General features: G+C 70.9%; 24 protein-coding genes. 13 read left to right on the top strand and 11 right to left on the bottom strand.

From position 1 onward, the window contains the following. Positions 1-7: 7 nt before the first annotated feature. From O1G22_RS02550 to O1G22_RS02535, 4 genes are all read left to right on the top strand, one after another. On the top strand, positions 8-874 hold the full coding sequence (locus O1G22_RS02550; protein ID WP_270079757.1) for a polysaccharide deacetylase family protein: 867 nt from the start codon (positions 8-10) through the stop codon (positions 872-874). A gap of 120 nt (positions 875-994) precedes the next feature. Next, on the top strand, positions 995-1,414 hold the full coding sequence (locus O1G22_RS02545) for a YciI family protein (RefSeq protein WP_270079756.1): 420 nt from the start codon (positions 995-997) through the stop codon (positions 1,412-1,414). A gap of 5 nt (positions 1,415-1,419) precedes the next feature. After that, on the top strand, positions 1,420-2,565 hold the full coding sequence (locus O1G22_RS02540) for an RNA polymerase sigma factor (RefSeq protein WP_270086302.1): 1,146 nt from the start codon (positions 1,420-1,422) through the stop codon (positions 2,563-2,565). 345 nt (positions 2,566-2,910) lie between these two features. Further along, positions 2,911-3,795, top strand: coding sequence for a pirin family protein (locus O1G22_RS02535; protein ID WP_270079755.1), 885 nt, complete (start codon positions 2,911-2,913; stop codon positions 3,793-3,795). 9 nt (positions 3,796-3,804) lie between these two features. On the opposite strand, the gene O1G22_RS02530 is transcribed toward O1G22_RS02535, so the two are convergent. Next, on the bottom strand, positions 3,805-4,026 hold the full coding sequence (locus O1G22_RS02530; RefSeq protein WP_270079754.1) for a hypothetical protein: 222 nt from the start codon (positions 4,024-4,026) through the stop codon (positions 3,805-3,807). Between the two features lie 248 nt (positions 4,027-4,274). On the opposite strand from O1G22_RS02530, the gene O1G22_RS02525 reads away from it, so the two are divergent. The 5 genes from O1G22_RS02525 (at position 4,275) to O1G22_RS02505 (ending at position 8,783) form a co-directional block, all read left to right on the top strand. After that, positions 4,275-5,624, top strand: coding sequence for a hypothetical protein (locus O1G22_RS02525; RefSeq protein ID WP_270079753.1), 1,350 nt, complete (start codon positions 4,275-4,277; stop codon positions 5,622-5,624). Positions 5,625-5,943: 319 nt separating this feature from the next. Then, positions 5,944-6,690 (top strand): phosphotransferase family protein, encoded by a 747-nt coding sequence (locus O1G22_RS02520; RefSeq protein WP_270079752.1) that lies wholly within the window; start codon positions 5,944-5,946, stop codon positions 6,688-6,690. A gap of 198 nt (positions 6,691-6,888) precedes the next feature. After that, positions 6,889-7,506 (top strand): DsbA family protein, encoded by a 618-nt coding sequence (locus O1G22_RS02515; protein ID WP_270086301.1) that lies wholly within the window; start codon positions 6,889-6,891, stop codon positions 7,504-7,506. Positions 7,507-7,548: 42 nt separating this feature from the next. Beyond that, complete coding sequence (locus tag O1G22_RS02510) at positions 7,549-8,355, top strand: MBL fold metallo-hydrolase (RefSeq protein WP_270079751.1); 807 nt, start codon at positions 7,549-7,551, stop codon at positions 8,353-8,355. A gap of 5 nt (positions 8,356-8,360) precedes the next feature. Continuing rightward, a complete protein-coding gene (locus O1G22_RS02505) occupies positions 8,361-8,783 on the top strand; it encodes a nuclear transport factor 2 family protein (RefSeq protein WP_270079750.1) in 423 nt (140 codons plus the stop codon). A 113-nt stretch (positions 8,784-8,896) separates the two neighbouring features. Here the strand turns inward: O1G22_RS02505 and O1G22_RS02500 are convergent, their stop codons facing one another. The 6 genes from O1G22_RS02500 to O1G22_RS02480 all read right to left on the bottom strand — a co-directional run bounded on the left by O1G22_RS02500 (position 8,897) and on the right by O1G22_RS02480 (position 13,693). Next, a complete protein-coding gene (locus O1G22_RS02500; protein ID WP_270079749.1) occupies positions 8,897-9,673 on the bottom strand; it encodes a helix-turn-helix domain-containing protein in 777 nt (258 codons plus the stop codon). Between the two features lie 104 nt (positions 9,674-9,777). Further along, entirely contained in the window at positions 9,778-10,380 is a 603-nt protein-coding gene (locus tag O1G22_RS02495; RefSeq protein ID WP_270079748.1) for a TetR/AcrR family transcriptional regulator, read from the bottom strand. 129 nt (positions 10,381-10,509) lie between these two features. Next, positions 10,510-11,202: an alpha/beta fold hydrolase gene (locus O1G22_RS02490; RefSeq protein WP_270079747.1), complete on the bottom strand. Its 693-nt coding sequence runs from the start codon at positions 11,200-11,202 to the stop codon at positions 10,510-10,512. Positions 11,203-11,312: 110 nt separating this feature from the next. Further along, positions 11,313-11,573: a helicase associated domain-containing protein gene (locus O1G22_RS44725; protein ID WP_428986312.1), complete on the bottom strand. Its 261-nt coding sequence runs from the start codon at positions 11,571-11,573 to the stop codon at positions 11,313-11,315. A 426-nt stretch (positions 11,574-11,999) separates the two neighbouring features. Beyond that, positions 12,000-12,308 carry a DEAD/DEAH box helicase family protein gene (locus O1G22_RS44720; protein ID WP_428986311.1) on the bottom strand — a complete coding sequence of 103 codons (309 nt, stop codon included), beginning with the start codon at positions 12,306-12,308 and terminating at the stop codon, positions 12,000-12,002. A gap of 437 nt (positions 12,309-12,745) precedes the next feature. Then, complete coding sequence (locus tag O1G22_RS02480) at positions 12,746-13,693, bottom strand: alpha/beta fold hydrolase (protein WP_270086300.1); 948 nt, start codon at positions 13,691-13,693, stop codon at positions 12,746-12,748. 192 nt (positions 13,694-13,885) lie between these two features. Here O1G22_RS02480 and O1G22_RS02475 point away from each other — a divergent pair, with 192 nt between their 5' ends. Continuing rightward, positions 13,886-15,175 carry a serine hydrolase domain-containing protein gene (locus tag O1G22_RS02475; protein ID WP_270079746.1) on the top strand — a complete coding sequence of 430 codons (1,290 nt, stop codon included), beginning with the start codon at positions 13,886-13,888 and terminating at the stop codon, positions 15,173-15,175. Positions 15,176-16,444: 1,269 nt separating this feature from the next. Here the strand turns inward: O1G22_RS02475 and O1G22_RS02470 are convergent. The 3 genes from O1G22_RS02470 to O1G22_RS02460 form a co-directional block, all read right to left on the bottom strand. After that, a complete protein-coding gene (locus O1G22_RS02470; protein ID WP_270079745.1) occupies positions 16,445-17,425 on the bottom strand; it encodes a phosphotransferase enzyme family protein in 981 nt (326 codons plus the stop codon). Between the two features lie 169 nt (positions 17,426-17,594). Further along, a complete protein-coding gene (locus O1G22_RS02465) occupies positions 17,595-18,263 on the bottom strand; it encodes a response regulator transcription factor (RefSeq protein ID WP_270079744.1) in 669 nt (222 codons plus the stop codon). Next, a complete protein-coding gene (locus tag O1G22_RS02460) occupies positions 18,260-19,459 on the bottom strand; it encodes a sensor histidine kinase (protein ID WP_270079743.1) in 1,200 nt (399 codons plus the stop codon). Before O1G22_RS02460 ends, O1G22_RS02465 begins: the two co-directional genes overlap by 4 nt. Before the next feature lie 154 nt (positions 19,460-19,613). On the opposite strand from O1G22_RS02460, the gene O1G22_RS02455 reads away from it, so the two are divergent. Genes O1G22_RS02455 through O1G22_RS02445 form a run of 3 tightly spaced genes read left to right on the top strand, consistent with a single transcriptional unit; the run spans position 19,614 to position 22,863 of the window. Continuing rightward, a complete protein-coding gene (locus O1G22_RS02455) occupies positions 19,614-20,552 on the top strand; it encodes an ATP-binding cassette domain-containing protein (RefSeq protein ID WP_270079742.1) in 939 nt (312 codons plus the stop codon). Continuing rightward, entirely contained in the window at positions 20,549-22,075 is a 1,527-nt protein-coding gene (locus tag O1G22_RS02450; protein ID WP_270079741.1) for an ABC transporter permease subunit, read from the top strand. The genes O1G22_RS02455 and O1G22_RS02450 overlap by 4 nt, the downstream gene beginning before the upstream one ends. Further along, positions 22,072-22,863, top strand: coding sequence for an ABC transporter permease subunit (locus O1G22_RS02445; protein WP_270079740.1), 792 nt, complete (start codon positions 22,072-22,074; stop codon positions 22,861-22,863). Before O1G22_RS02450 ends, O1G22_RS02445 begins: the two co-directional genes overlap by 4 nt. Positions 22,864-23,407: 544 nt before the next feature. Here the strand turns inward: O1G22_RS02445 and O1G22_RS02440 are convergent. Beyond that, the gene (locus O1G22_RS02440) at positions 23,408-23,692 is read right to left on the bottom strand and encodes a HEAT repeat domain-containing protein (RefSeq protein WP_270086299.1); all 285 of its coding nucleotides are present in this window, start codon (positions 23,690-23,692) and stop codon (positions 23,408-23,410) included. Positions 23,693-23,739: the final 47 nt, after the last annotated feature.

Below are 23,739 nucleotides of genomic sequence, written 5' to 3'. Positions count from 1 at the left end.
GCGGAACATGGATCGGGGCAGGTGGTACCGGTCGGTGGCGGGGACGGTCCTGGCAGCCCTGGCAGTAGGCGGGTGCAGCGCCGGCGGCGGCAGTGGAACCGGTCATGCCGGCCTCGCCTCGAAGCCCCCCGCGCCCAGCGACACCGCCGGCACCAGAGCCGGCGCTCCTGTCGTCGGGGCCGCGGCCTGGCACAAGTGGGGCCTGACGCCGCTGCCGGCAGCCCCGCAGCCACCGGCCGACAAGCCGGTGAAACTCTCCGCCACCGGCACCGTCCCGGTCTTCACCCACATAGTGACCACGCAGAAGGTCGTCTTCATCACCGTGGACGACGGTCAGGAGAAGGACCCCAAGTTCATCGAGATGATGCGGGACCTGAGGGTCCCGATCACGATGTTCCTGATGAACGACGTCATCAAGTCCGACTACGGGTACTTCAAGCGATTGCAGGAGCTGGGCAACCGCATCCAGAACCACACCCTGCATCACCCCGTCATGAGCACCATCCCGCTGGCCCGCCAGAAGGAAGAGGTGTGCGGCGACCAGAAGATCCTCACCAAGGAGTACGGCACCGCGCCGCTGCTCTTCCGTCCGCCCTACGGCGCGTACAACGCCGACACCAAGATCGCGGTCGGTGAGTGCGGGCCCCGCGCGATCGTGTGGTGGCGGGAGTCCATGCAGATCCGCAACATGCAGTACCAGGCGCCGGACAAGAAGCTGCGTCCCGGCGACATCATCCTGGCGCATTTCCGCGGGCCCAGTGAACTCAAGGGCGCCACGATGACGCAGATGTTCGGCAACCTGCTCCGGCGCATCCAGGAGCAGGGCTTCGCCGTGGCGCGCCTGGAGGACTACATCCAGCCACCGGCCGGCTGAACCCCGCCCCGAAGGAGGCCAGAAAAAAACTTCGGCGGCGATGTCGAGAACTCGTCACCGGCTCCGTCCCCGAGGTGAACGCGACCACAATGGGTCGCACCAGCACCGAGGAGAGACACGATGGCCAAGTACCTGCTGCTCAAGCACTACCGCGGCGCTCCGGCTCCGGTGAACAACGTGCCGATGGACCAGTGGACGCCGGAGGAGGTCTCGGCCCACATCCAGTACATGAACGACTTCGCGGCCCGGCTGGAGAAGACCGGTGAGTTCGTCGACGGTCAGGCGCTCGCCCCCGAGGGGGCGTGGGTCCGGTACGACGGTGAGGGGCGCCCGCCGGTCACCGACGGCCCGTTCGCCGAGACCAAGGACCTCATCGCCGGCTGGATGGTGATCGACGTCGACAGCTACGAGCGCGCCGTCGAGCTGGCCGGGGAGCTGTCGGCCGCCCCCGGGGCGGGCGGGAAGCCGATCCACGAGTGGCTGGAGGTGCGCCCGTTCCTGGCCGCGCAGCCCACCGTCACGGAGTGCCATTTCAAGTGACGCAGATGGACGAGGCCCTGCTCAGGAGCCTCACGCCGGGCGTGCTCGCCATCCTCGTCCGCCGCGGAGCCGACTTCGCGGCGGCCGAGGACGCCGTACAGGACGCGCTGGTCGAGGCGGTCCGCGTCTGGCCGGCCGAGCCACCACGGGACCCGAAGGGCTGGCTGGTCACCGTGGCCTGGCGCCGGTTCCTCGACGCGAGGCGGGCGGACGCCGCCCGCCGCCGGCGTGAGGACCTCGTGGACGAGGAGCCGGCGCCCGGGCCCGCGGCCGACGTGGACGACACGCTCCAGCTCTACTTCCTGTGCGCCCACCCGTCACTGACGCCGTCGTCCGCGGTAGCGCTCACCCTGCGCGCCGTCGGAGGGCTCACCACCCGCCAGATCGCCCAGGCCTACCTGGTGCCGGAGGCGACCATGGCCCAGCGCATCAGCCGGGCCAAGCGCACCGTCTCCGGCGTCCGGTTCGATCAGCCGGGCGACGTGGCCACCGTGCTGCGCGTCCTCTACCTGGTCTTCAACGAGGGCTACTCCGGCGATGTCGACCTCGCCGCCGAGGCCATTCGGCTCACCCGGCAGCTCGCGGCCGTGATCGACCACCCCGAGGTGGCGGGGCTGCTCGCGCTCATGCTGCTCCACCACGCCCGACGCGCCGCCCGGACCGCGCCCGACGGCAGCCTGGTGCCGCTCGCCGAGCAGGACCGGAGCCGATGGGACACCGCGTCGATCGCCGAGGGCGTCGAGATCCTGCAGGCGGCCCTCGCCCGCGACCGGCTGGGCGAGTTCCAGGCCCAGGCCGCCATCGCCGCACTCCACGCCGACGCGCCCACCGCGGAGGAGACCGACTGGGTGCAGATCGTCGAGTGGTACGACGAGCTCGCGCGCCTGACCGACAGCCCGGTCGTCCGGCTCAACCGCGCAGTCGCCGTCGGCGAGGCCGACGGAGCGCGCGCCGGTCTGGCGGCGCTCGCGGAGCTGGACTCGGCACTGCCCCGCCACACCGCGGTGGCGGCGTACCTCCACGAGCGCGACGGCGACCTCGCGACGGCGGCACGGCTGTACGCCGAGGCGGCCCAAAAGGCACCCAACCTCGCCGAGCGCGCCCACCTGACACGCCAGGCCGCCCGCCTCAATTCCCGTCGGCGTCGCTGACCGAGGGGTCTATGGCGTGGAACCGTCCCGGCGACCGCGGGCGCGCTGACGGTACCCGGTCCGGCGGTCGGCTCCCGGGCCGGGCCTCGGGATGCCGGGCCGGCGCCCGGCGGGTGGCGGCGAGGTCCTTCGGTGGCACCGTCAGCCACAGCTGGGTGCGTGGAGGCAGCCCGAGCCGCCCGCGGCCGGAGCCGGGTGCCGGCTCAGCCGCGCGGCCTGTTCGGGGGTGAGGGTGTCCTGCTTGGTGAGGACACCCAGCTCCGGACCCACCGCGGCCCTGGCCGCGGGGCAAGATCGCCCTGCGCGTCACCTGATCCCTCCTCCACCCCTCTTCCTGGAGCAGCCATGACAGCACCGTCGGCGGTTCAGCGGACCCTGACCCGCATCACCGACAAGCGGCACCTGGGCCCGGACGCGCAGGTCGACGACAAGGCGATCGTCTTCGTGCCGGCCGACCCGGCCCTGACCGATCCCTTCCTCGCCCTGGTCGAGGACTGGTTCTCCACCCCAGGCTTCGAGTGGCATCCCCACCGGGGCCTGGAGACCGTCACGACGGTCGTCGACGGCGTCCTCGAACACGGTGACAATCTCGGCCACGCGGGAGCCCTGCAGGCCGGCGAGGTGCAGTGGATGACCGCCGGCCGCGGCATCATCCACCGCGAGCTCGCCTACCGCGACGAGCACGCGCACGTGCTGCAGATGTGGCTCAACCTGCCTGCCGAGAAGAAGATGACGCCCTCGCGGTACCAGGACCTGACCGCGGCCGTCATGCCGCGCCTGCGTGCGCCGGGCGTGCGCATCGACGTCCATGCCGGCACCGTCGACGGCGTCACCGGTGCCGCCCGCACCCATCACCCGGTCCAGGGCATCGTCGCCACGCTCGACCCCGATGCCTCCTACGAACTCCAAGTCCCGCCCGGACACCGGCTGTTCGCGCACGTCATGGATGGCCGTCCGCTGGTCGGCGGCCGCGAACTGCGGGCCGGACAGACCGGCTGGTCCGACCCCGTCACCGGTGCCACGGCCAGCACCCTGCAGCTCGCGGCCGTCGACCCCGACGAACCCGCTCGCGTCATGGTCTACAGCGGCACACCGCTGCGCGAACCCGTCGCCCTCGGCGGCCCGTTCGTGATGAACACCCAAGTGGAGATCACCAGGGCTTTCACCGACTTCCACGCCGGGGCCTTCGGCGCGGTGCCCCGCACGGCGCGCCTCGCCTACGACCGGTGACCGGCGCCGCTACGGCGCAACAGACGTGCGCAGCGGGCGCAGAGCCTCGGCGACCCGGACGCGTTCGTCGAGCATCGCCGTTGCGGAGACGGCCATGATGTCGTTCGGCACCAGGCCGTCTTCCTCGCCGAGGAATTGGTGGACGAAGGGATCGCCACCGACTCGAAGACGGGCGTCATCTTCAGGGTTCTTCAGCTCGGCGTTGAAACCGGAGTTGTACTCCGGCATCACGAGGGCGGGGTGGGTGGCCGGGCTCAACAGGCTGGCGGGAGAGCGGCGTCCCGGGTGCGGTTCGCGGCTGAGGCCGGAGGCCGTGCCCCGGGCGGTGTACTGCTCGCTTATGTGTCGGTCCAGGCAGTGGCGCCGAGTACGTCGGCTTCGGCGGCCGCGGTGCCGGAAGAGGGCCTGGCGCCACCGGAGGGAAAAGGCCCCAATTGCGGCGCAGTTCGCCTAGTTTCGCTCACTTCTAGACAACACCGGTGGTCGATCTGTCGGGTGTGCTACTGCTGACGGCACGGCCGGAGCGTGTCACCGGCGATCCGGTCCGCCGGGCCCCCACCGCGACGGGTGGTGGCCACGGTGGCGGCCGTCACGGACAAGGTCGGGAGCGCAGCCAGGAGCGCTACGAGCAGATCGTGGCCGAACTGCGGGACGTCGTAGAGCAGCAGACCAAGGGGCAATTCCTCATCGGGGACCGGGTCTTGGAGATAGAGCCCATGCAACTACTGGGGGGGACGGCACGGGGCGGCTCCCGGCGAGGAACTGCTGACGGTGCGCCAGGCGCTCTTCATGCCGGCGGAGGGGTCGAGCTGGTCGACTGCTTCGTCCCCGACGGTCTGAACCTGTGCGACAGCCGGCTGCCCGGCCTCGTGCTGGACGGTTCCTGCTTCGGGCACCCTGCGGGTTCGCACGACCCACCGGTCGACGCCGCACGCTTCACCGCGCCGGCGATGACGCTGCGCGGAGCGGTTGCCAACGCCGACACACCTTCCGGCGCGGTCCGGTTCCTCGGCGCCCACCTCGGTCTGCTGGATTGCGACGGGGCGCGGCTGGAGAACACCTCCGGTCCCGCCCTGCACGCCGATGGTCTGCGGGTCGACCGAGCCGTGTTCCTCCGGGCCGGGTTCCGGGCAACCGGCGCCGGACACTCCGTGCTCGCCTTGAACGGCGTGTCGGTCGGTTCGCTGTGGTTGGACACCAGCGGGGTGACTCGGTCGGGTCAGGCCGCAGGGGCCCTGGTCGGCATCGAAGGGCTGACCTACGCGGACCTGCCGGCGCCGGTCGGGTTGTCCCGGTGGCTGGAGCTGTTGCGTGACCACACGCCCGGCTATTCCGCTCAGCCGTACCAGCAGTTGGCCGCCGTCCACCGGGCGGCCGGTCACGACAGCGAGGTGCGGGACATTCTCATGGCGCAGCGGCGGGACCAGATCGACCGCGGCGGGCTTCGGCGGCGTGACCGGGCCTGGGCCCGATTCACCGGGCTGGCCCTCGGCTTCGGTTATCAACCCTGGCGAGCGCTGCTGCTGTTGTTCGCCGTCCTCGCCGGCTCGGTCGCGCTGGCGGTCGTCCTCGGCGGGCCGGGCGGCGGCCTGGAGCACACCGCCCGCGCGAGCACACCCACGACGCCCTGCACCGTCGTGGAACGGGTCGGCGTGGGTTTGGATCTGGGTCTGCCGGTGGTCAAGACGGGGGCGGGGGACCTGTACGCCCCCACCGGCACCCGTGCAGGGCAGACCCTCACCGTCGCGGGCTGGCTGCTGCAGTTGGCCGCGTGGGCGTCGGCCACCCTGTTCATCGCCGGCTTCACCGGCGCCGTGCGCAAGACCTGACGATTCGCCGGGATGAAGATACGCCCGAATTCAAGATCGGTCCGGCGATCGTGAGGCGGGATTCGAACCTGCGACCTCCGCCACGCAGGCAGCGGCGCTCTCCCCGCTTAGTTACTGTCCCGACCGGATTCTGGAGGAAGAAATCCGAACCTTCGCACCGGGTAGTGGCGTGAGGACTCCTGACAAAAGTGGTGGACTTGACCTGGCCAGAGGTCGGTGTCGTGAACGAGGCGGTCGGGTAGCGGGACACGGTCAGCCGCGTAATCGCACGCGATAAACCCGGCGACGTCGGCGGTCATCCCCGGGATACTGGTCGCCCATGGATGAGGTCAAGGTCGTGGTCGCCCATTCCGAGCGCGCGACTCTGCGCGTCGGTGACGTGTTCTTGAAGGTGGACGCCGATCAGGCGCGCATCGACGTCGAGGTCGAGGCGATGGCCCTGGCGCCGGTCCCGACCCCGGAGGTCCTGTGGCGCAAGCCACCCGTGCTTGCGATCGCCGCAGTCCCGGGGACGACGCTCGGGCGCCTCGGCGGGCCGTCGACCGGGTCGCCGGCGGCGTGGGCCGCGGCGGGCGCCGCCATCCGGAAGCTGCACGACGCGCCGCTGCCGCCCCGGCCGGGCCAGGCCGGGCGGAGCATCGTCGCGCTGGCGGCGGAACTCGACGACGAGTGCGAGTGGCTCGTGACGAACGGCGTCCTGCCCGCCGACCTGGTCACCCGCAACCGCCAGGTCGCCGAGGCCGCGCTCCGGCCGTGGACTCCGGCGTTCACGCACGGCGACCTGCAGATCGCGCACGTCTTCGTCGACGGCGACGAGGTCACGGGCATCATCGACTGGTCCGAGGCGGGCCAGGGTGATGCCCTGTACGACCTCGCCACCTTCACGCTCGGACACGAGGAGCACCTCGACGACGTCATCGCCGGCTATGGCACCGACGTCGACCTCGACGTGATCCACGCGTGGTGGTCGTTGCGAAGCCTGCTGATAGTTCGCTGGCTGATCGAGCACGGCTTCGACCCCTTCGCGCCGGGCTGTGAGGTCGACGTGCTGAGATCCCGGATGTGAGGCTGCGCGGGCCCGACTGCCACGTCTGGCGTCACTATCTCTTCGGGCGGCCAGGGGCGGGTTCGAAAAAGGCACTGAAGCGAAGACGACGATGTGGCAGCCGTCACACGATCGGGGAAATATCTGACGAGTCAGTTACTGTTGCCTCAGGTGAATCGCCCGCACACGGCGGGCGTCGCACTCCTGCCGAGGTCCCCGATGAAGCTCGTCTACGTCTTCGACGCCTACTGCGGCTGGTCGCACGGGTTCTCCGACACCCTGCGTGAGGTCGTCTCCCGTCACCCCGAGCTGCCCGTGGAGGTGGTCTCCGGCGGGCTGTTCACCGGCCCGCGTCGGGTACCGATCCGCGAGTTCGGCTACGTCCAGGGGGCCAACGGCACGATCGCCGAGCTGACCGGCGCCGAGTTCGGGGACGCGTACGAGCGGCTGATCGCCGACGGCTCCTTCGTGATGGACTCCGAGGCCGCCGCGCGCGGGGTCGCCGCCCTGCGCCAGGCCGCTCCGGCCCGAGCGGCGGAACTGACGGCCGCGCTCCAGCAGGCCTTCTATGCCGACGGCCTGAGTCTCTCCGACCCGGCGACCTACCGGAAGGTCGCCGAGGAGACCGGACTGGACGCCGACGCCGTGGCCGCCGCGTTCGACGGGGCCGAGGCGCAGGACGCGGCCGAGGCCGACTTCCGCCGGTCCGCCGAGCTGGGTGTCACCGGCTTCCCCATCCTCCTGGCCGTCGACAGCGACGGTGTCACCGCCCTGGCCCGGGGCCGGGCCACCGCCGACGAAGTGGACCAGCGGCTTGCCGCCCTCCGCACCTCCTGAGCTCCTCCGTCCCCAACCACCCCTCCCCGCAAGGAGTCATCGATGAGCGCCCTCTCCTTCAAGGTCCTCGACCTGGACTTCCCCGCCGGCTCCAAGAACAAGACGGCGACCCTGGTCATGGGTGAGCAGGAGGCGCTGCTGGTCGACGCCGGCTTCACCCGCGCCGACGGCCACCGGCTGGCCGCCGAGATCCTCGACTCGGGCAAGAAGCTCACCACCGTCTTCGTCAGCCACGGCGACCCCGACTTCTACTTCGGCGCCGAAGTCCTCGCCGACGCCTTCCCCGAGGCGAAGTTCGTCGCCACCCCGATCGTCATCGAGCACATCAAGCACTCCTACGAGGGCAAGCTCAAGGCCTGGGCGGCGCTCGGCCCGAACCTGCCCACCCGCCTGGTCGACCTCGAACCGCTGAGCGGCGATCTCACCCTCGAAGGCCACACCTTCACGCTCAGGGGCGGCCCGGCCGAACTCCCCGACCGCCACTACCTGTGGCAGGCCGAGCAGCGTGTGATCCTCGGTGGCGTGCTGCTCTTCCAGCGGGAGCACGTCTGGGTCGCCGACACGCCCACCCCCGAGGACCGCTCCGCCTGGGTGAAGCTTCTGGACGAGATGGCCGCGCTGGAGCCGGAACTGGTGGTCCCCGGCCACCGCCTGCCCGACACCCCCGCCGATGCGTCCGCGATCACCGCCACCCGCGACTACCTTCTCGCGTTCGAGGAGGAACTCGGCAAGGCCACCGACGGTGCCGCCTTGACCGAGGCGCTCGTCAAGCGCTACCCGGACAACGGGATGTTGATCGCCGCGCAGATCGGCGCGAAGGTCGCCAAGGGCGAGATGAAGTGGGGCTGACCGGCATGGCGCACGACAGCACCGACTTCGCCACCTCCACGGCCCCCGCCGACGTCGTACGGCGCCAGTACCTCGCCTCGGCGGCCGGCGACCTGGCGGCACTGCGGGCCACCCTCGCCCCGGACGTGGAGTGGACCGAGATGGCCGGCTTCCCGCTGGCCGGCACCTACCGCACTCCCGACGGTGTGACGTCCCACGTGATGGAGAAGCTCGGCCAGGACTGGGACGGCTGGACGGCCCACGACGACACCTACGTCGTCGATGGCGAGAACGTCGTCGTCCTCGCCCGCTACACCGCGACCAACAAGTCCACCGGCAAGCCGATCGACGTCCGCGTCGCGCACCACTTCGTCGTACGCGGCGGGCTCATCGTCCGCTTCGAACAGTTCGTGGATACCGCACTCGTCCGCGACGCCATGACGGACTGACTCCGGCGTACGACGCCGACCACCCACGTGCCGTGCACCGGGGCGCATGCCGCGGTGCACGGCTGCGCGTCCGAGGGTGTCCGCTGTAATGAACGGCACTGTCGCTCTCCGTCTCAGGGCCTCTGGTGGGCGCGGCGGAAGTCGCCCGGAGGGGTGCCGGCGTGCCGGATGAAGAACTTGCCGAAGTTGGTGGGTTCGGTAAAGCCCAGGCGGCGGGCGATGACCGCGACCGGTGTGTCGGTGTGCGCCAGCAGCCGCTGCGCCTCCAGGGCCACCCGTGCGTCGATGACCTGCTTGACGGGCCGGCCGGTGGCGGCCAGGCAGGCGCGGGTGAGGGTCTTGACCGTGTAGCCCAGGAGCCGTGCGTAGTCCTCGGCGCGGCGGGTCGTGGTGTAGGAGCGTTCGAGCTCGGCGCGGAACCGGGCGTAGATCTCGCCGCCCGCACCCTGGTCGCCCGTCTCGCCGTCCGGTTGCAGGCGGTCGATGTGCAGCAGCAGGGCGGCGAGGAGGAGCTGGAGGATCTCCCGCGACACCGCGTCGTGCGGCCGGGAGAACTCGGCCCGCAGCTGATCCAGCAGCGTGGACACGGCGGCCTGGTCAGGGCCGGTGCCGAGCTGCCCGCAGACAGGGCCGCCGTACCACGCGCGCATCAGCCGGTCGGTGCCGCCGAGGTGGGCCGGGAAGGATGGCGTGAACAGCAGATGCGGGCCGTTCATCGCACCTGGGCGACCGAAGCGCTGGACCTGGCCGGGGCGGATCCACAGCAGCGTTCCGGGGCGGCACGGATGGCTGACGAAGTCGACGGCGTGCTCGCCGCGCCCCTCGGTGATCAGGGTGACGGTGTGGAAGTCGACGCGGTGGACGTCACCCTGTGGCCAGAACGACCACACTCGGCTCTACCTCAGCGGCGCGGTCCTCGCGCTCGCCGGAGGCCTGATCAATCAACGCCAAGGTCACGTCGGTCCGCTGACAGAGCTCACACACCGACGTCCGCTCACCGGTCGTCCTGGTCGAGAAGCAGGCGCACGAAGTCGTTCAGCGGAGCGATGATGTCGAGGTCCTGATCGAGCAGCCACTGCAACTGGAGCCCGTTGAGGACGGCGTGGAAAAGAACCGCGGCGCTCTCGGGGCTGAGCCCCTTGCGCAGCCGACCGCGGGTCGTGTCGTCGTCGAACCCCTCGGCGAACTGTGCGCGGGCGCGTTCGTGGCGCTCGACGAAATAGGTGTGGGCGGGATGCTCCGGACGCGAGGCCGCGGCGGCGAGCTCGATCCACAGACGCATGAGCTCGGGCGCCTGCTGGTGGTGGCGGATGAGTTCGGCGAGGTACGGCGCGAGCTGTTCCGGGGTGCCGACCTTCGCCAGGCCCTGCCGCCACTCCTCGGTGTCCCGCTCGGCGAGCACCTCGGCGAGGAGATCCTCTTTGCTGCGGAAGTGATGGAGAAGGCCGGCGTGGGTGATGCCGGCTCGTTCCGCGATGTCCCGCAGGGAGGCTTTGGCATAGCCGTTCTCGGCGAAACTGTCGCGTGCCGCCCGTACGATCTCCGCCCTGCGAGCCGGTGTCTGGGCGTACGGCCCACGTGCTCCGGTCTGACCCACGGTGCGCTCACTCTCCCCGGCGTGGCCGTCCGGACAACGCTCTGATGACGAAGCCGGACGGCAGTCTTCCTGCTCATTCCGGCCTTGGCTTACCTTCTACGTCAACTGCCTTGACAAGCGGCTCGGGTGTCAGGGGGTTGCGGCGGGAGGTTCGCGGGTCGGTTCGAGGAAGCCCCGGACGATGGCATGGAACGCGTGCGGTGCTGTCATGGGCATCGAGTGGCCGGTGTGCGGGATCAGCGCCAGATGGGCTCCTGGGATGGCCGCGGCGGCCTGTCGGGCGTGGAGCAGAGTGGTGCGGTCGCGTTGTCCGCACAGGACGAGCGTGGGTGCGGTGATCCGTGGCAGCAGCGCGGAGATGTCGCTGATCTGCAGGGCGTCCAACAGGTCGTGCCATCCGGTGCGGTCGGGCAGGTCGGAGAGTATGCGGACCAGCCAGCCGGGACGGTGCCGTTCGATGCGCAGGCGCCGTGCTGAGGTGGCGCCCGGTGAGATCTCGGGGCCCCCGGAGAGGATGAGCCGGCCGACGAGGTCGGGGTGCTCGGCTGCGACCTGTGCCGCCACGATCGCGCCGAGGGAGTGCCCGCACAGGTGGGCCGGCCGCAACTGCCGGACGGTCTCGGTGACGGATTCGACTGCCGCGGTGATGCTGAACGGCCCTGGTGCGGAGCCGAATCCCGGCAGATCCGGGGCGACGACGTGAAAGGTGTCGGACAGTGCCGTGAGCTGCCGATGCCACATCCGCGCGCCCCAGCCGGCGCCGTGCACCAAGACCAATGCCGGGTGGTTCGGGTCGCCGGTCTGCAGCGCGTGCCTTGTCATGATCACACGATGACAGGCCGTCAGGCGTGAGAGCCAGTCTTTCCGCTCAAGGACCGCTTTCCGCTCAAGGAGCGGCGGATGCGTCCGGCCCGTGCACCGGACGGTGGGGTTCAGGTCCATCGCGTGCCGATGTCGCTGAGCTGCTGGATGCGTTCGGGTGTGAGGGTCGCGGCTCGGGAGCGCTGGTCGCTGATCCCTGCGCCGAGCCTGAATCGGGGCCTGGGCTCCTCTTCTTCGGCGGCGGGTTGGATGCCGAGGATGTGTTCGCACATCCACTGCTGATGGAAGCAGCGTTGCCATTCGACGGGCCAGGCGGGGCACCAGGAGGGGGCGATCTCTTCCAGCTGCTCGTACCGTTCGACCGACAGCACCCCGACCGACGAGGCAACGGGTCGGCCTTGGGCACGGCGCTGCTTGTCGTCCCGTGTGCGCCGGGCGTCGGCGATCCATTGCCCGAGCGGGAAACCGGTGAGGGAGACAGGCCACCCCTCGGTTCGTGTCCCGCTGCGGGTACCGCCCCGGCTCGACGGCGTTCAGCTTACGGGCGGCCGCCGGAAGCCCAGCGGCGAACGCCTCGGCCTCCTTCACCATGTGGTGGAAGACGAGGGTGCGGTGGAAGTCCTCCGCCGCCGCATTGACGAGCGCGGTCTGCAGGGCCGCGAGCCGTGCTTCGCGCACCTGGTCGGAGCGTCCTTCCACACCGAGGAGCTGGCCGGCCTGGAGGTGGGGGTCGATGACATCGACGCACACCACCTGGTACGGGGCGCAGATGTCCCGGTCGATGGCCGCCGACAGGGTCAGGGTGAAACACCGGCTGCCGAAGGGCCCGGTGGATCCGTCGTCCATGGAGGCCACGAGTTCCCCCGGCACCCCGGCTCCGCGGCCTCGGCTTCGTCGTCGGGCTGCCACAGGCGGGGCGTGGCCGTCATGTACAGCTGCCGCAGAGCGGGGATGCGGGTGTTGTCGTGCACGACCGCCCACGGCTTGCCGATCCGCCCCGAGGTCCGGTGCGCCTCGTCCACGACGATCAGGTCCCAGCCCGGAAGGCCGGCCGCGTGCGCCCGCTCCAGCGTGCCGAGTCCGAGCGAGGCGTACGTGGCGAACACCGTCACCTTCTCCAGCGGCCGTACCCAGGTTGTCAGCTCACCCGCATCGGTCGTGTTCGCGAACGACGCCTGGTCCCCCCCGCAGGGACGACACCCCGACAATCAGACGCCTGCGTCCGCCCTCACACCAGGCGGCCTCGGTCTGCGCGAGCAGGTCCAGCGAAGGGACTGGAAAGGAGCTGCGGGCAGGGCGGGTGCCGGCACCGTCGCCCCGGCCGGCACCTCCAGGGCACGCAGTACCGCGTCCACCGCCTCACGCTGATGCCGACGAACCTCCCGTACGGCCATATCCGGCGGCTTGAGCCGGCGTGCTGCGTCACTGTTTCGGCGAGCCCGGATGGTGATGGTGTGTGAGATACCGGTGATGCGAGCGGTACACGCGGTGCGATCGCTTCGCGCTGACACCAGTACGGGGAGCTACGGCCCGATACAGCGCGTCAGGAGTGGGCCTGGAGGAATTCGATGAGGGCGGCGTTGACCTCGTTCGGGCGTTCCTGCTGTGTCCAGTGTCCGCAGCCCGCCAGCTTGACCGGCTCGCGCCACAGACTGGGCATCAAGTGGGGGAGCTTCTCGATGAGTTCGGGTGTGCCGGGGAAGGCGGGGACGAGGTCGCGGTCGCCGTAGACGTACAGCGCGGGCCGGGTGATGACGGCATTGTGCCAGGCGGCGGTGAGTTCCCAGTTGCGGTCGAGGTTGCGGTACCAGTTGAGCGGCCCGGTGAAACCCTGGGAGAAGCTCTCGGTGAGGGCGTCGAGGTCGGCCTCGGTGAACCACTCGGGCAGTACGTCCGGGTCGGGCATGGTCTCCAGCCAGCCCTGGCCGGGGTTGACCAGCGGCTGCATGATCTCGCCGTCGGTCGCGGCGTCACCGGAGGCGGCGTAGAAGAACTTGCGCAAGGTGGTGCGCACGTCCTTCGCGAACTCGGCGTCGGCGGCGCCGGGGCGGTTGAAGTAGTTCCAGTAGAAGCGGCCGTCGAACCGCTTGTCCATGGTGGCCAGCGGCGGCTGCGTGCCCCGGAAGGGCGGCGGCACGCTCAGTCCGGCCACGCCGAGGACCATGTCCGGCCGCAGCAGCGCGGTGTGCCAGGCGACGGGCGCGCCCCAGTCGTGTCCGACGACGAACGCCTTGTCCTCGCCCAGGGCCCGGATGAGCGCGACGACATCGCCGACCAGGTGGAGGATGGTGTAGGCGCCGACGTCGTCGGGGTGGTCGCTGCGTCCGTAGCCGCGCTGGTCGGGGGCGACCACGCGGAAGCCCGCCTCCGCCAGCGGACCGAACTGCTGGTGCCAGGAGTGCCAGGACTCGGGGAAGCCGTGCAGCAGGACCACCAGGGGGCCGCTGCCCTGCTCGGCGATGTGCAGCTGGATGCCGTTCACGTCGATCATGCGATGCTCAACCATGAGCACGAGCCTACGCGCCGTGATCATCGGGTGGCGCCACCCGTCCGATGGCGACCTCCATGCCTTGCACAGGGCCGCAGCCCTTGCGTCGTGATCATCCGTACGGAGGATGTAAGGCCCCTACCTGACTCATGAGGATGTTCGAGTCATGTTCGGTCGTCTTGGAAGGGGCATCCCTTGCGCATCCCCCGGTTAGTCGGAACAGCCTTGAGCACCGCGCTGCTGCTGACGGTCGCGGCACCGGCCGCCTCCGCCGACACGAGACCCACCACCGCGCCGACCGCGCCGACCGTGCTGGACGGGGCGGCGCTCGGCCGCTCGCTCGCCGCCGTGCACGGCGCGGGCATGTACGGCATCTACTCCTCCGTACGCGACGGTTCCGACCGATGGACCGGCGCGTTCGGGGTCGCCGACAAGGACACGGGGCGCCCGGTGCGGCCGGGCATGCGGCAGCGGGTCGGCAGCATCAGCAAGACCTTCACCGCCGTAGCCGTGCTCCAGCAGGTCGAGCGCGGCCGGATCAGCCTCGACGCACCCATCAGCGACTACCTGCCGGATCTGATCCCCGGTGAACGCGGGCACGAGATCACCGTCCGCATGCTCCTGAACCACACCAGCGGCATCGGCGACTACGTCCTGGGTGCCTTTCCCTCGCTCGCGCAAGGGTCGACCGCCAGCCTGGACGAGGACCGCTTCCGCTCCATCGCGCCCGGGGAACTGGCCCGGCTCGGACTGGCCGCACCCGCCACCGGCAAGCCCGGCGAGAAGTGGTCGTACTCCAACACCAACTACGTGATCGCCGGACTGCTGCTCGCCAAGGTCACCGGCCAGGACCCGGAGGCGTACATCACCCGCCACGTCATCGCACGGGCCGGGCTGCAGCACACCTCCTACCCGCGCAGCCCGTACCTCCAGGGCCCGCACGCCCGCATGTACGAGAACTTCTACGGCCTGATCGACCCGCCGCGTGACTACAGCGTCTACGACATGTCCTGGGCCTACACGGCCGGTGCGGTCGTCTCCACCACCGACGACCTCAACCGGTTCTACCGCGCCCTGCTGGGCGGGAAGCTCGTCGGACCGGCCGCCCTCAAGCAGATGCTGACCACGGTCCCCGCGGGCGGCATGGTCTACGGCCTGGGCATCTACGCCCTCGACGTGCCCGGCTGCGGCCGCTTCTGGGGCCACGACGGCGCGGTCTTCGGCGCCGGCACCATCGCCCTCTCCAGCCCCGACGGCAGACGACAGGTCGCCGCGGGCTGGAACCTCATGAAGTACGAGCGCCTCAACTCCGACGGCACCGGCTTCGAACCGAGCCCGATCGACGAGGCCCTCGACCACTACGTCGTCACGGCCCTGTGCCCCTCGTCGACACCGGCCTCGACCCGCACGGCGACCACATCGCTCCGGCGGGCGCTGACCGGAACGGATCTCTCCCTGACGCCCTGGGCAGCAGTGCTGCACTGACGACAGCTCAGGAACCGTCGGTAATGCCTCAGCTCGGCCAGAGGCGGATGCATAGGCCCCCGGGTCCTGATCGGTCCGGGGCCTGTGCGTGTCACGGCATCGGCGTCTTCCAGATGCCGCGGCCGTGCGTCGCCACGTACACGTGGCTGCCGTCCGGGCTCGGCGACAGGTAGACCGCCGGCGAGGGTGCCGTCCTTGGTGATGAGCAGGGCGTTGGACGGGACGTTCGGGAAAGAGCCAGGGGCCGGGGGCGCTGCCGCTCAGGTCCGTCCAGGTGGCGCCGCCGTCCGTGGTCTCCCAGACGCGGCCGTAGCCGGCGCCCGGGCCATCGTTCCAGTGCCGCGAGAAGCCGTTGAACACCGCGTAGACCGACGTGCCGGACGCGTCGGACGGGTCGAATGGCGAGGTCGGCGATGTCCAGTCGTCGCCGGAGGCGCTGGCCCAGGTCCAGCTGGTCGCCGCTGCCGTCGGTCATCTTCCCCGCGCCCACCGAGTCGTACTGGAGGGTACGCAGGGTGCCGGACTCGTTGAGGTTGCGCCAGCCGGCCGTCGTCCGGGTGGTGGGCCGGGCGTAAGCGCTCCGTCGAGACGTACAGCTTGCTGCCGTCGGCCGCCTACGCGAACCCGGGGTTGCCGATCTCGGCCGGGTTGATCGTGCCGGTCGGGCTGGCCCGCCTTCAGGTGGTGCCCGCGTTTTTGGAGTAGTAGAAGCCGTTGCACGGCGGCGCCGCTGCGCCAGGAGCTTGGTGCGTCGCTGTCCGGCTGCTCCGCGATGTCGTTGGCGATGTCCGCGCAGCTGCTGGTGCCGCAGCTCACGCCGGTGATGCCGACGCCCGCGCAGGGGGCGAGGACCTTGGCCCAGGCGGCGGACCGGGGGCCGGTGGGCGGGTGGCGGAAGACGCCGTGCGAGGTGGCGGCGAGGACGTATCCGGCGGCCTTGTCGAACGTCAGCGTGTGGATGAAGGAGCTGTCGAGTTCCGTGTGTCCAGGCGTCGGCGTAGGCGCCGGGCTCGACCTGGCCGCTGGGTGAGAGCCTCGGGTCGTTGAGCGACGCGAAGGACTCCCTCAGTTCGTAGGACTCCACACCGGCCACGTCGTGGCGGCCGCTGCCGGTGTCCGCTCCATGAGCGGGGGCGGGTCCCGTCCCCGCTTGGACTGTCTCCGGTTCTTCGGCCGGGAGCCGCGGCCGCCCCTACGACCGCAGTGGATCTCCTGTGCCGAGCGCCGGAATCGTACTCCCGTTCAGGCCTTGCACCGTCACTGACCGGGTCACCACACGTCCTGAAGCGCGCTGATCAGTGCGGAGACCGCCGCCAGATCCGGCAGGCCACGCAGGGAAGCGACGACCTGGTCGCCGGCGAACTCGCGCTGCGCGGCGGTCACGGCCGGGTCGACGGCGCACTCGGCCTGTACGTGAATGTAGTTCAGGTCCGTTGCGAAAAGCATCGAGAAGGACTGCGGACCCGTGACGGTCGCCTTGCCTCCGGCGCGACGATAGGCACGCGCCAATCGCCGGGCGGCATCGGTGTTCACCTGGTTGCGGCCCGACCATATGTACAGGGCGCGGGCGAGTTCCCGCTCCGCCGAGACGGGCCCGGCGTTGTCCCAGTCGAGGAGGACCGGGCCGTCCGGGCCGACCAGGACGTTCTGCGGCTGAAGATCGAGATGTGACGTGACGAGATCGCCGGGGTCGGACGCCGTCACCCAGTGCGCCAGCTCTGCCGCGGCCCTATCGATGAACCGGCCCAGCGCGTCCGCCCACGGCAGGCCGGCCTGACGAACCTTCTGGTGCAGGTCCTTCCAGTCGGCCTCCTGAGGACAGCGCTCGTACCAGGAGTCCGGCATCTCGCTCGCGCCCTCTCCCGCTGTGTGGAGGAGCGCCATGGCCCTGCCGAACCAGTCCAGGATGTCCGGATCAGTCACATCCGCCTTGGTACCGTCGATCCAGTCGTAGAGCTTGACGTAGGACTCGCCCGACGAGGAGGTGAGGCGCGAGACATGTCCGCCGTGGCGATTGGGGATGAGCCGCGGTGATGCGATGCCCAGGTTCTCCGTGGCCTGCCGTAACGCGGCCTCCCGGCGAACCTGTTCCTCGTCGCAGCCGAAGAGGAGTTCTTTCATCGCCCATGAGGAGCCGTGGCCCGAGAGCTTCCAGATCTGCCCCAACGCGCCACGTGCGATGGGACTGATCGTCCAGGGCCCCGCACCGAGTGCGTAGGTCTCCGCTATGAAGTCGGCTGTGTCGCGCATTCAGGCACCTCTCCGGACGCTGCTGGCCGACGTCAACTATCGCATCGGTCGCGATGCGCCAACTCATCGCGGGAATCGGCGAATCCGCACCGCGCATGCACCTGCGGTCAGCAGCAACTCGTCAGCCGTGGGCCCGCATGCACCATGACGTCCCTGCTCCGGATACCGATCACTGCGGCGGATCGGCGATCCGATAGCCGATTGTCGGCGTCGTCGTGATCACCGGTGGGCTGCCGAGCTTGCGGCGGAGTCTGCCGATGGTCACGGCGACGGTGTTGGTGAACGGGTCGGCGTTCTCGTCCCACACCTGTTCCAGCAGCGCCTCCGCGCTGAGAGAAGCCGGGCTGGCCCGCAGCAGGGCAGCCAGGACCTCGAACTCCTTGACCGAGAGGCCGAGACGACGCCCGTCGCGGACGGCCGTGCGGTGCACAGGGTCGAGTTCGATGCCTGCGGCGCGGAGTGTGCGGGCGCGGGCGTACGGACGCCGGCGGACCAGTGACCGCAGGCGGAGCACGAGTTCGGGGAAGTGGAACGGCTTGACCAGGTAGTCGTCGGCGCCCAGACTCAGTCCGCCGACGCGATCGGCCGGCGCGTCCGCAGCGGTCAGCATCAGCACCATGGGGCGGTCGTCCCGGTCGGTGAACATCCGGCACAGCGTGTCGCCGTGCATCCCTGGCAGATCCCGGTCCAGGACGATCGCCTCGTACGCGGTGGCGTCCAGCTTGGCCGCGGCCTCCAAGCCGTCGTACGCGACATCCACCGCCATGCCCTGGTCCCGCAGACCCTCGACCAGCACGTCCGCGAGCGACCGGGCGTCTTCCACCACGAGCACCCTCATGCCGCGGCCTCGGCTCCGGCCGCTCGGGACAGGGTGACCGTGGCCCGCAGGCCGCCCTCGGCACGGGCCCGCAGGTCCAGGGTGCCACCGTGCGCGTCGACGACCGCCGCGACGATGGAGAGGCCGAGGCCCGACCCCGCGCCGCTGCCGCCGCCGGTCCGCTCGGCGCCGTGCCGGCGGAACGGGCGCGTCAGCTGGGCGGCCTCATCCTGTGTCAGCAACGGCCCTGCGTTCTCCACCACCAGCCGCACGTCCGTGCCCTCGGCGCTGGTGGCGACGCGGACCCAGCCGCCGGGCCGGTTGTGCCGTACCGCGTTGTCGATGAGATTGTCCGCCATCCTGCGCAACAGCGTCCGGCTGCCACACACCCACGCACCGGACCCGCTGCCGGCTTCGGTCTCCACGACGAGGTGCTTCGCGCAGGCCGTGGCGGCGCGGTCGGTGAGGGCATCAGCGGCGAGCACATCCAGGGCGACCTTCTCGCTGTCCGCGGGCGGCACTCCGTGCTGGGCGCGGGCCAGCATCAGGAATCCGTCCAGCAGCCGGTCCACCTGATCCAGCTCGGTCCCGACGCGGCGCGCCAGGGTGCGCGTCTGCTCCGGCACCGGGCCCGGTTTGGCGAGCGCGACGTCCACCGAGGCCCGCATGGTCGCCAACGGCGTGCGCAGTTCGTGCGAGGCATCGGCAACGAAGCGCCGCTGCGCGGCGAACGCCTGCTCCAGACGCTCCAGCAACGCGTCGATCGTGTCGCCGAGGGCCCTGAGTTCGTCGTGCGGGCCGGGGACGGCGAGGCGTTCATACAGGCTGTCGGCGGAGATACGACGGGTGGCCCCGGTCATCGCGCGCAGCGGACGCAGGACACGTCCGGCGGCGTACCAGCCCAGCCCGACCGACAGCATCCCCATCACCACCAGCCCGGCCGCCGAGCCGAGCAGCAGCTGGTCCACCTGCCGGTCGTGGGCCTGAGCGAGCTGGTGCTCCAGGCTGGCGATCCTCGCCTGGGCCGCGGCTGGGAGCGTGCCGGGCAGGCTGTCGGGCGCCGGGGCCGCCCGGTAGCTGCCGCCGGCCACCAGCCCGACCACCGTCAGCATCGTGACGGCCGAGGCCAGGAACAGTCCGGCGTACAGGGCGGTGAAACGCCAGCGGATGCCACGGCGGTGCACCGGACGTACGGGAAGCCCCAGTTCCGCTGCCATCGGTCCCCCTTCTCCCGCACTGTCGGCACTGTCGGCCTCAGGCTAGGCGACACGGCCTAACAGCGGCATGACAGCGGCCGTTCCGCCCGCGTTACGGCCTCGGGCGCACCGTGGTGGCCCCACAACGGTACGAGCGAGGGGTGGAGCGGCGAGGATGACGGACGATCCCGGGATCGAGGCCGAGGGCCTGCGTAAACGCTTCGGGGCGACGCAGGCGCTCGACGGCATGACCTTTACCGTCCGGCCGGGGCGGGTCACCGGATTCGTGGGCCCGAACGGTGCGGGCAAATCCACCACCATGCGGGTGGTGCTGGGCCTGGACGCCGCCGACCAGGGGAGGGCGCTGGTCGGCGGACGGCCGTACCGGACTCTCGGCAGCCCGCTGCGCCACCTGGGCTCCCTGCTGGACGCCGGCGCGCTGCAACCCGGCCGGACCGCCCGCAACCACCTGCTGTGGCTGGCCCATTCGCAGGGGCTTTCGGCCGGCCGGGTGGACCAGGTGCTCGAACAGGTGGGGCTCGCCCAGGCGGCACGGCGCCGGACGGGCGGCTTCTCGCTGGGGATGCGGCAGCGGCTCGGCATCGCGGCGGCGCTCCTCGGCGATCCGCCCGCGCTGATGCTGGACGAGCCGTTCAACGGGCTCGATCCCGAAGGAATCCGCTGGATCCGCGGCCTGCTCACCTCGTTGGCCGCGCAGGGCCGCACCGTGCTGGTGTCCAGCCATCTGATGAGCGAGCTGCAGGATGTCGCGGACCACCTCATCGTCGTCGGACGCGGCCGTGTGGTCACCGACACGGGTGTACGGGAGCTGCTCGCGAGCTTGTCCGCGGGCCGCGTCACGCTGCGCACCTCCGAGCCCGTCGCGGCGGCGCAGGTGCTGGCCCGCGTCGGCGCGGTGGTCCGAGGCACGGGAGCGGACGCACTCAGCGTCAGCGGTCTGACGGGCGAAGCCATCGTGGCCGTGCTGAACGCGGGCGGGGTGCCGTTCGCGGAACTGGCCACGCACCGCGCGAGCCTGGAGGAGGCGTACCTGGAGCTCACCCGCGACGACGTGCAGTACCGCGGCACCGGCGTCGAGGAGGCCGCGCGATGAGGCGGCTCGGGGCCCTGCACGCGGAGTGGACCAAGTTCCGTACTGTGCGGGGCTGGGTGCTCGGCACGGTCGGCGCGGCCACGGCTGCCCTACTGTTTCTGCTGGCCGGAACGACCTCCGCGAACCAGCACGCGCAGGACGCCGCCGCACTGCCGACCGGCCCCTCCGGCGAGGCGGTCAACGACAACTTCTACTTCGTGCACCAGGCTCTCACCGGCGACGGCAGCATCACCGTCTCCGTGACCGGCCTGACCGGCGTCCTCGCCCGCGAACCGGGACGGACCACGCCCGGACTCACCCCGTGGGCCAAGACCGGGATCCTCGTCAAGCAGAGCCTCGGGCAAGGCTCGCAGTACGCCGCGATGATGGTCACCGGCGCCCACGGCGTACGGATGCAGAACGACTTCACCCACGACCGGGCTGGTCTGCCGGGCCGTCCCTCCGCCGCCTCGCCGCGCTGGCTGCGCCTGGTCCGCGCCGGAACGAGAGTCACCGGCTACGACTCGACGGACGGCCTGCACTGGAGCGAGGTCGGCAGCGTGCGCCTGGCCGGCCTGGCCACCACTGTGCAGGTGGGCCTCTTCACCGCCTGCCCGGCAGCCGTGCAGACGAGCGGCTCACCAGGGGGTACCAGCCCGGCCGTCGCCAGCGGGAGGTTCGGCCGTGTGGCGGTGGGCGGTTCCTGGGCCCGCGGCGGCCGGCAACACGGCCGGCAGGACGGCTGGCATGGCGTGCAGGTGGGCGGCGACGCGGGCACCTCCGGCAGCTACGCGGACCACACCTCGGGCGGCTACAGACCGATCGGCGGCGGCTTCTCCGTCACGGGTGCCGGAGACATCGCCCCGGTGGTCGGCGGCCCCTCGCTCGGCCCCGCTTACACCATCGAGAACTTCCTCGTCGGTACGTTCGCCGGGCTGATCGTCCTGACAGTCGTGGCCGTGCAGTTCGTCACCGCCGAGTACCGACGGGGACTGATCGGCACCACTCTCGCCGCGACACCAGGACGCGAACGGGTCCTGGCCGCCAAGGCCGCCGTCGTCATGGCCGTCGCCTTCGCGGTCGGCGTGACCGTCGCCGCGGTCAGCATCCCGCTCGGACGGCAGCGCGCGCACGCCAGCCACTTCGTGGTCTTCACCGTGCCGCGCGCGGTGGAACTGCGCGCTGTTCTCGGCACCGGGCTCCTGCTGGCCACCAGCGCCGCCCTCGCCCTGGCGCTCGGCACCCTTCTGCGGCGCGGTGCCACAGCGATCACCACCGTCATCGTGACGACGGTGCTTCCCTATCTGCTCGCGGTCAGCGGAGTGCTGCCGGCCGCTCCGGCACAGTGGCTGCTCCGCCTCACCCCGGCGGCGGGCTTCGCCGTCCAGCAGACACTGCCGCACTACAGCCACGTGCTGAGTGTCTACACGCCCTCCTCCGGCTACTTCCCCCTCTCGCCCTGGGCCGGCTACGCCGTCCTCGCCGGCTGGACCGCCCTCGCCCTGGCGGCCGCGACCCTGCTGCTGCGCCGGAGGGACGTATGAGCGCCAACGGTCTGCGCCGAGCAGTCCACGCAGAGTGGACCAAACTCCGCACCGAGACGGGTCACGCGTGGCTGCTGCTGGGCCTCGTCGCCGTCACGGCGTCCGTGAGCGCGGCAGTGGTGGCGACCACCCGATGCCCCGCGCGCGGCTGCGGCACAGACCCGGTCAGGCTCAGCCTGACGGGCGTGACGCTGGGGCAGGCGATCGCCGCGGTCCTGGCCGTGCAGGTCATCGGACACGAGTACGGCACCGGCCTGATCCACACCACGCTCGCGGCGGTACCGCGACGCACCACCGTCCTTACGGCCAAAGCCGCCGTCCTGAGCGGGGCGGTATGCACCGCGGGGACACTCGCCGTCCTGGCATCCGCCCTCGCCGGTCGCCGCCTGCTGCCGGACAACGGCTTCACGCCCGCCCATGGCTACGCCGCCCTCTCCCTCGCAGACGGCCCGACCCTGCGGGCAGTCGCGGGCTCGGCGATCTACCTGGTCCTGGTCGCTCTGCTCGCCCTCGGCGTCGCCGCGGCGGTGCGGGACGCGGCGGCGGCGATGGGCGTCGTGCTCGGATTGCTGTACCTCTTCCCTCTCCTCAGCCACCTGGTCACCGACCCGCAGCTGCGGCGGCACCTCGCGCAGATCGGCCCGATGCCCGCGGGACTGGCCGTCCAAGCGACAACGGACCTGCGCCATCTCCCCATCGGACCCTGGGCGGGGCTCGGCGTACTCGCCCTGTGGGCGGCAGGCGCGCTGCTCATCGGCGGTACGGTGCTACGACTCCGCGACGCCTGAAGGAGCCACATCCCTTTTCCCTTCCGTATGGAATGCGACGACGCCCGGCACCCGACATGGGGCAAAGGCCCTTTGGTCTCGCGGGTCCGGAACCGGCTGAGACGGTTTCCGGCGACAGCTCCGGATCGCCCAGATGCTGTCGGACGAACGTCTCGATGCTCAGCAGCAACGCTCTTCGGCGCGAGTCGTCCGGCACCGCTCCGTCCGCTTCGAGGTGACGGGCGACCACCGAGGTCGGCACGTCCTGGGCAAGCACGCCCAGCCGGGGAAGGTCGTGGGCCGGTAGTCGGTGGAACCCGTCGAGGTCACGTCCGAGAGAAACCGGGCCGGCAGCCCCTCGAACCCCGCGCCTGCCGGCAACGGTCTCGCTCACCGACCACCCGCATGGGGTGCGTGCTGTTGACCCAGACCTCGGCCAGGGCGCACCGGCGGCGAAGGTGACGAACTCGGCCGGAAGCCGCCTACGGGCAGAGACAGGCGGTCGGACACCTTGACAGGTGGGACTACCCGCTGGTCGCGGGCGGAAGGGCCCGCTGGCAGATGGTCATGCCAGGCGCGAACCACCCCGCTTTCTTCCGCACCGCGGGGCTTGGATCGTTGGCCTGGGGGCCTCCAAGGCGGCCGAGGAGCGTGGATCGGAGGGGGCGAACGTGCCGACGAGTGCGGCAGCCCTGGCCCGGACATGCGGGTCGGGGTCGGAGACCAGGTGGTGAAGCGCGGGCTCCAGGAGGCGTTCCGGACCCGGTGCGCACGTGTCACCCTTGCACCGGTCGCAGGCCAGAGCGTGGAAGGCGGCGATCCTGACCCGGGCGTCGGGATCGTCCGCCATGGCGACGAGTTCGCCCATCGACTCGGTGTCGACCAGGTGATCGAGAA

The organism is Streptomyces camelliae, assembly GCF_027625935.1.
In the GTDB taxonomy this organism is placed as follows: domain Bacteria; phylum Actinomycetota; class Actinomycetes; order Streptomycetales; family Streptomycetaceae; genus Streptomyces; species Streptomyces camelliae.
This window is presented reverse-complemented; position numbering and strand designations above follow the sequence as displayed.

Excerpts from the sequence above, each read along its gene's own strand:
- O1G22_RS02550 (WP_270079757.1), top strand. The coding sequence starts at position 8 with ATGGATCGGGGCAGGTGGTACCGGTCGGTGGCGGGGACGGTCCTGGCA.
- O1G22_RS02545 (WP_270079756.1), top strand. The coding sequence starts at position 995 with ATGGCCAAGTACCTGCTGCTCAAGCACTACCGCGGCGCTCCGGCTCCG.
- O1G22_RS02540 (WP_270086302.1), top strand. The coding sequence starts at position 1,420 with ATGGACGAGGCCCTGCTCAGGAGCCTCACGCCGGGCGTGCTCGCCATC.
- O1G22_RS02535 (WP_270079755.1), top strand. The coding sequence starts at position 2,911 with ATGACAGCACCGTCGGCGGTTCAGCGGACCCTGACCCGCATCACCGAC.
- O1G22_RS02520 (WP_270079752.1), top strand. The coding sequence starts at position 5,944 with ATGGATGAGGTCAAGGTCGTGGTCGCCCATTCCGAGCGCGCGACTCTG.
- O1G22_RS02515 (WP_270086301.1), top strand. The coding sequence starts at position 6,889 with ATGAAGCTCGTCTACGTCTTCGACGCCTACTGCGGCTGGTCGCACGGG.
- O1G22_RS02510 (WP_270079751.1), top strand. The coding sequence starts at position 7,549 with ATGAGCGCCCTCTCCTTCAAGGTCCTCGACCTGGACTTCCCCGCCGGC.
- O1G22_RS02505 (WP_270079750.1), top strand. The coding sequence starts at position 8,361 with ATGGCGCACGACAGCACCGACTTCGCCACCTCCACGGCCCCCGCCGAC.
- O1G22_RS02490 (WP_270079747.1), bottom strand. The coding sequence starts at position 11,202 with ATGACAAGGCACGCGCTGCAGACCGGCGACCCGAACCACCCGGCATTG.
- O1G22_RS02480 (WP_270086300.1), bottom strand. The coding sequence starts at position 13,693 with ATGATCGACGTGAACGGCATCCAGCTGCACATCGCCGAGCAGGGCAGC.
- O1G22_RS02470 (WP_270079745.1), bottom strand. The coding sequence starts at position 17,425 with ATGCGCGACACAGCCGACTTCATAGCGGAGACCTACGCACTCGGTGCG.
- O1G22_RS02465 (WP_270079744.1), bottom strand. The coding sequence starts at position 18,263 with ATGAGGGTGCTCGTGGTGGAAGACGCCCGGTCGCTCGCGGACGTGCTG.
- O1G22_RS02460 (WP_270079743.1), bottom strand. The coding sequence starts at position 19,459 with ATGGCAGCGGAACTGGGGCTTCCCGTACGTCCGGTGCACCGCCGTGGC.
- O1G22_RS02455 (WP_270079742.1), top strand. The coding sequence starts at position 19,614 with ATGACGGACGATCCCGGGATCGAGGCCGAGGGCCTGCGTAAACGCTTC.
- O1G22_RS02450 (WP_270079741.1), top strand. The coding sequence starts at position 20,549 with ATGAGGCGGCTCGGGGCCCTGCACGCGGAGTGGACCAAGTTCCGTACT.
- O1G22_RS02445 (WP_270079740.1), top strand. The coding sequence starts at position 22,072 with ATGAGCGCCAACGGTCTGCGCCGAGCAGTCCACGCAGAGTGGACCAAA.
- O1G22_RS02440 (WP_270086299.1), bottom strand. The coding sequence starts at position 23,692 with ATGGCGGACGATCCCGACGCCCGGGTCAGGATCGCCGCCTTCCACGCT.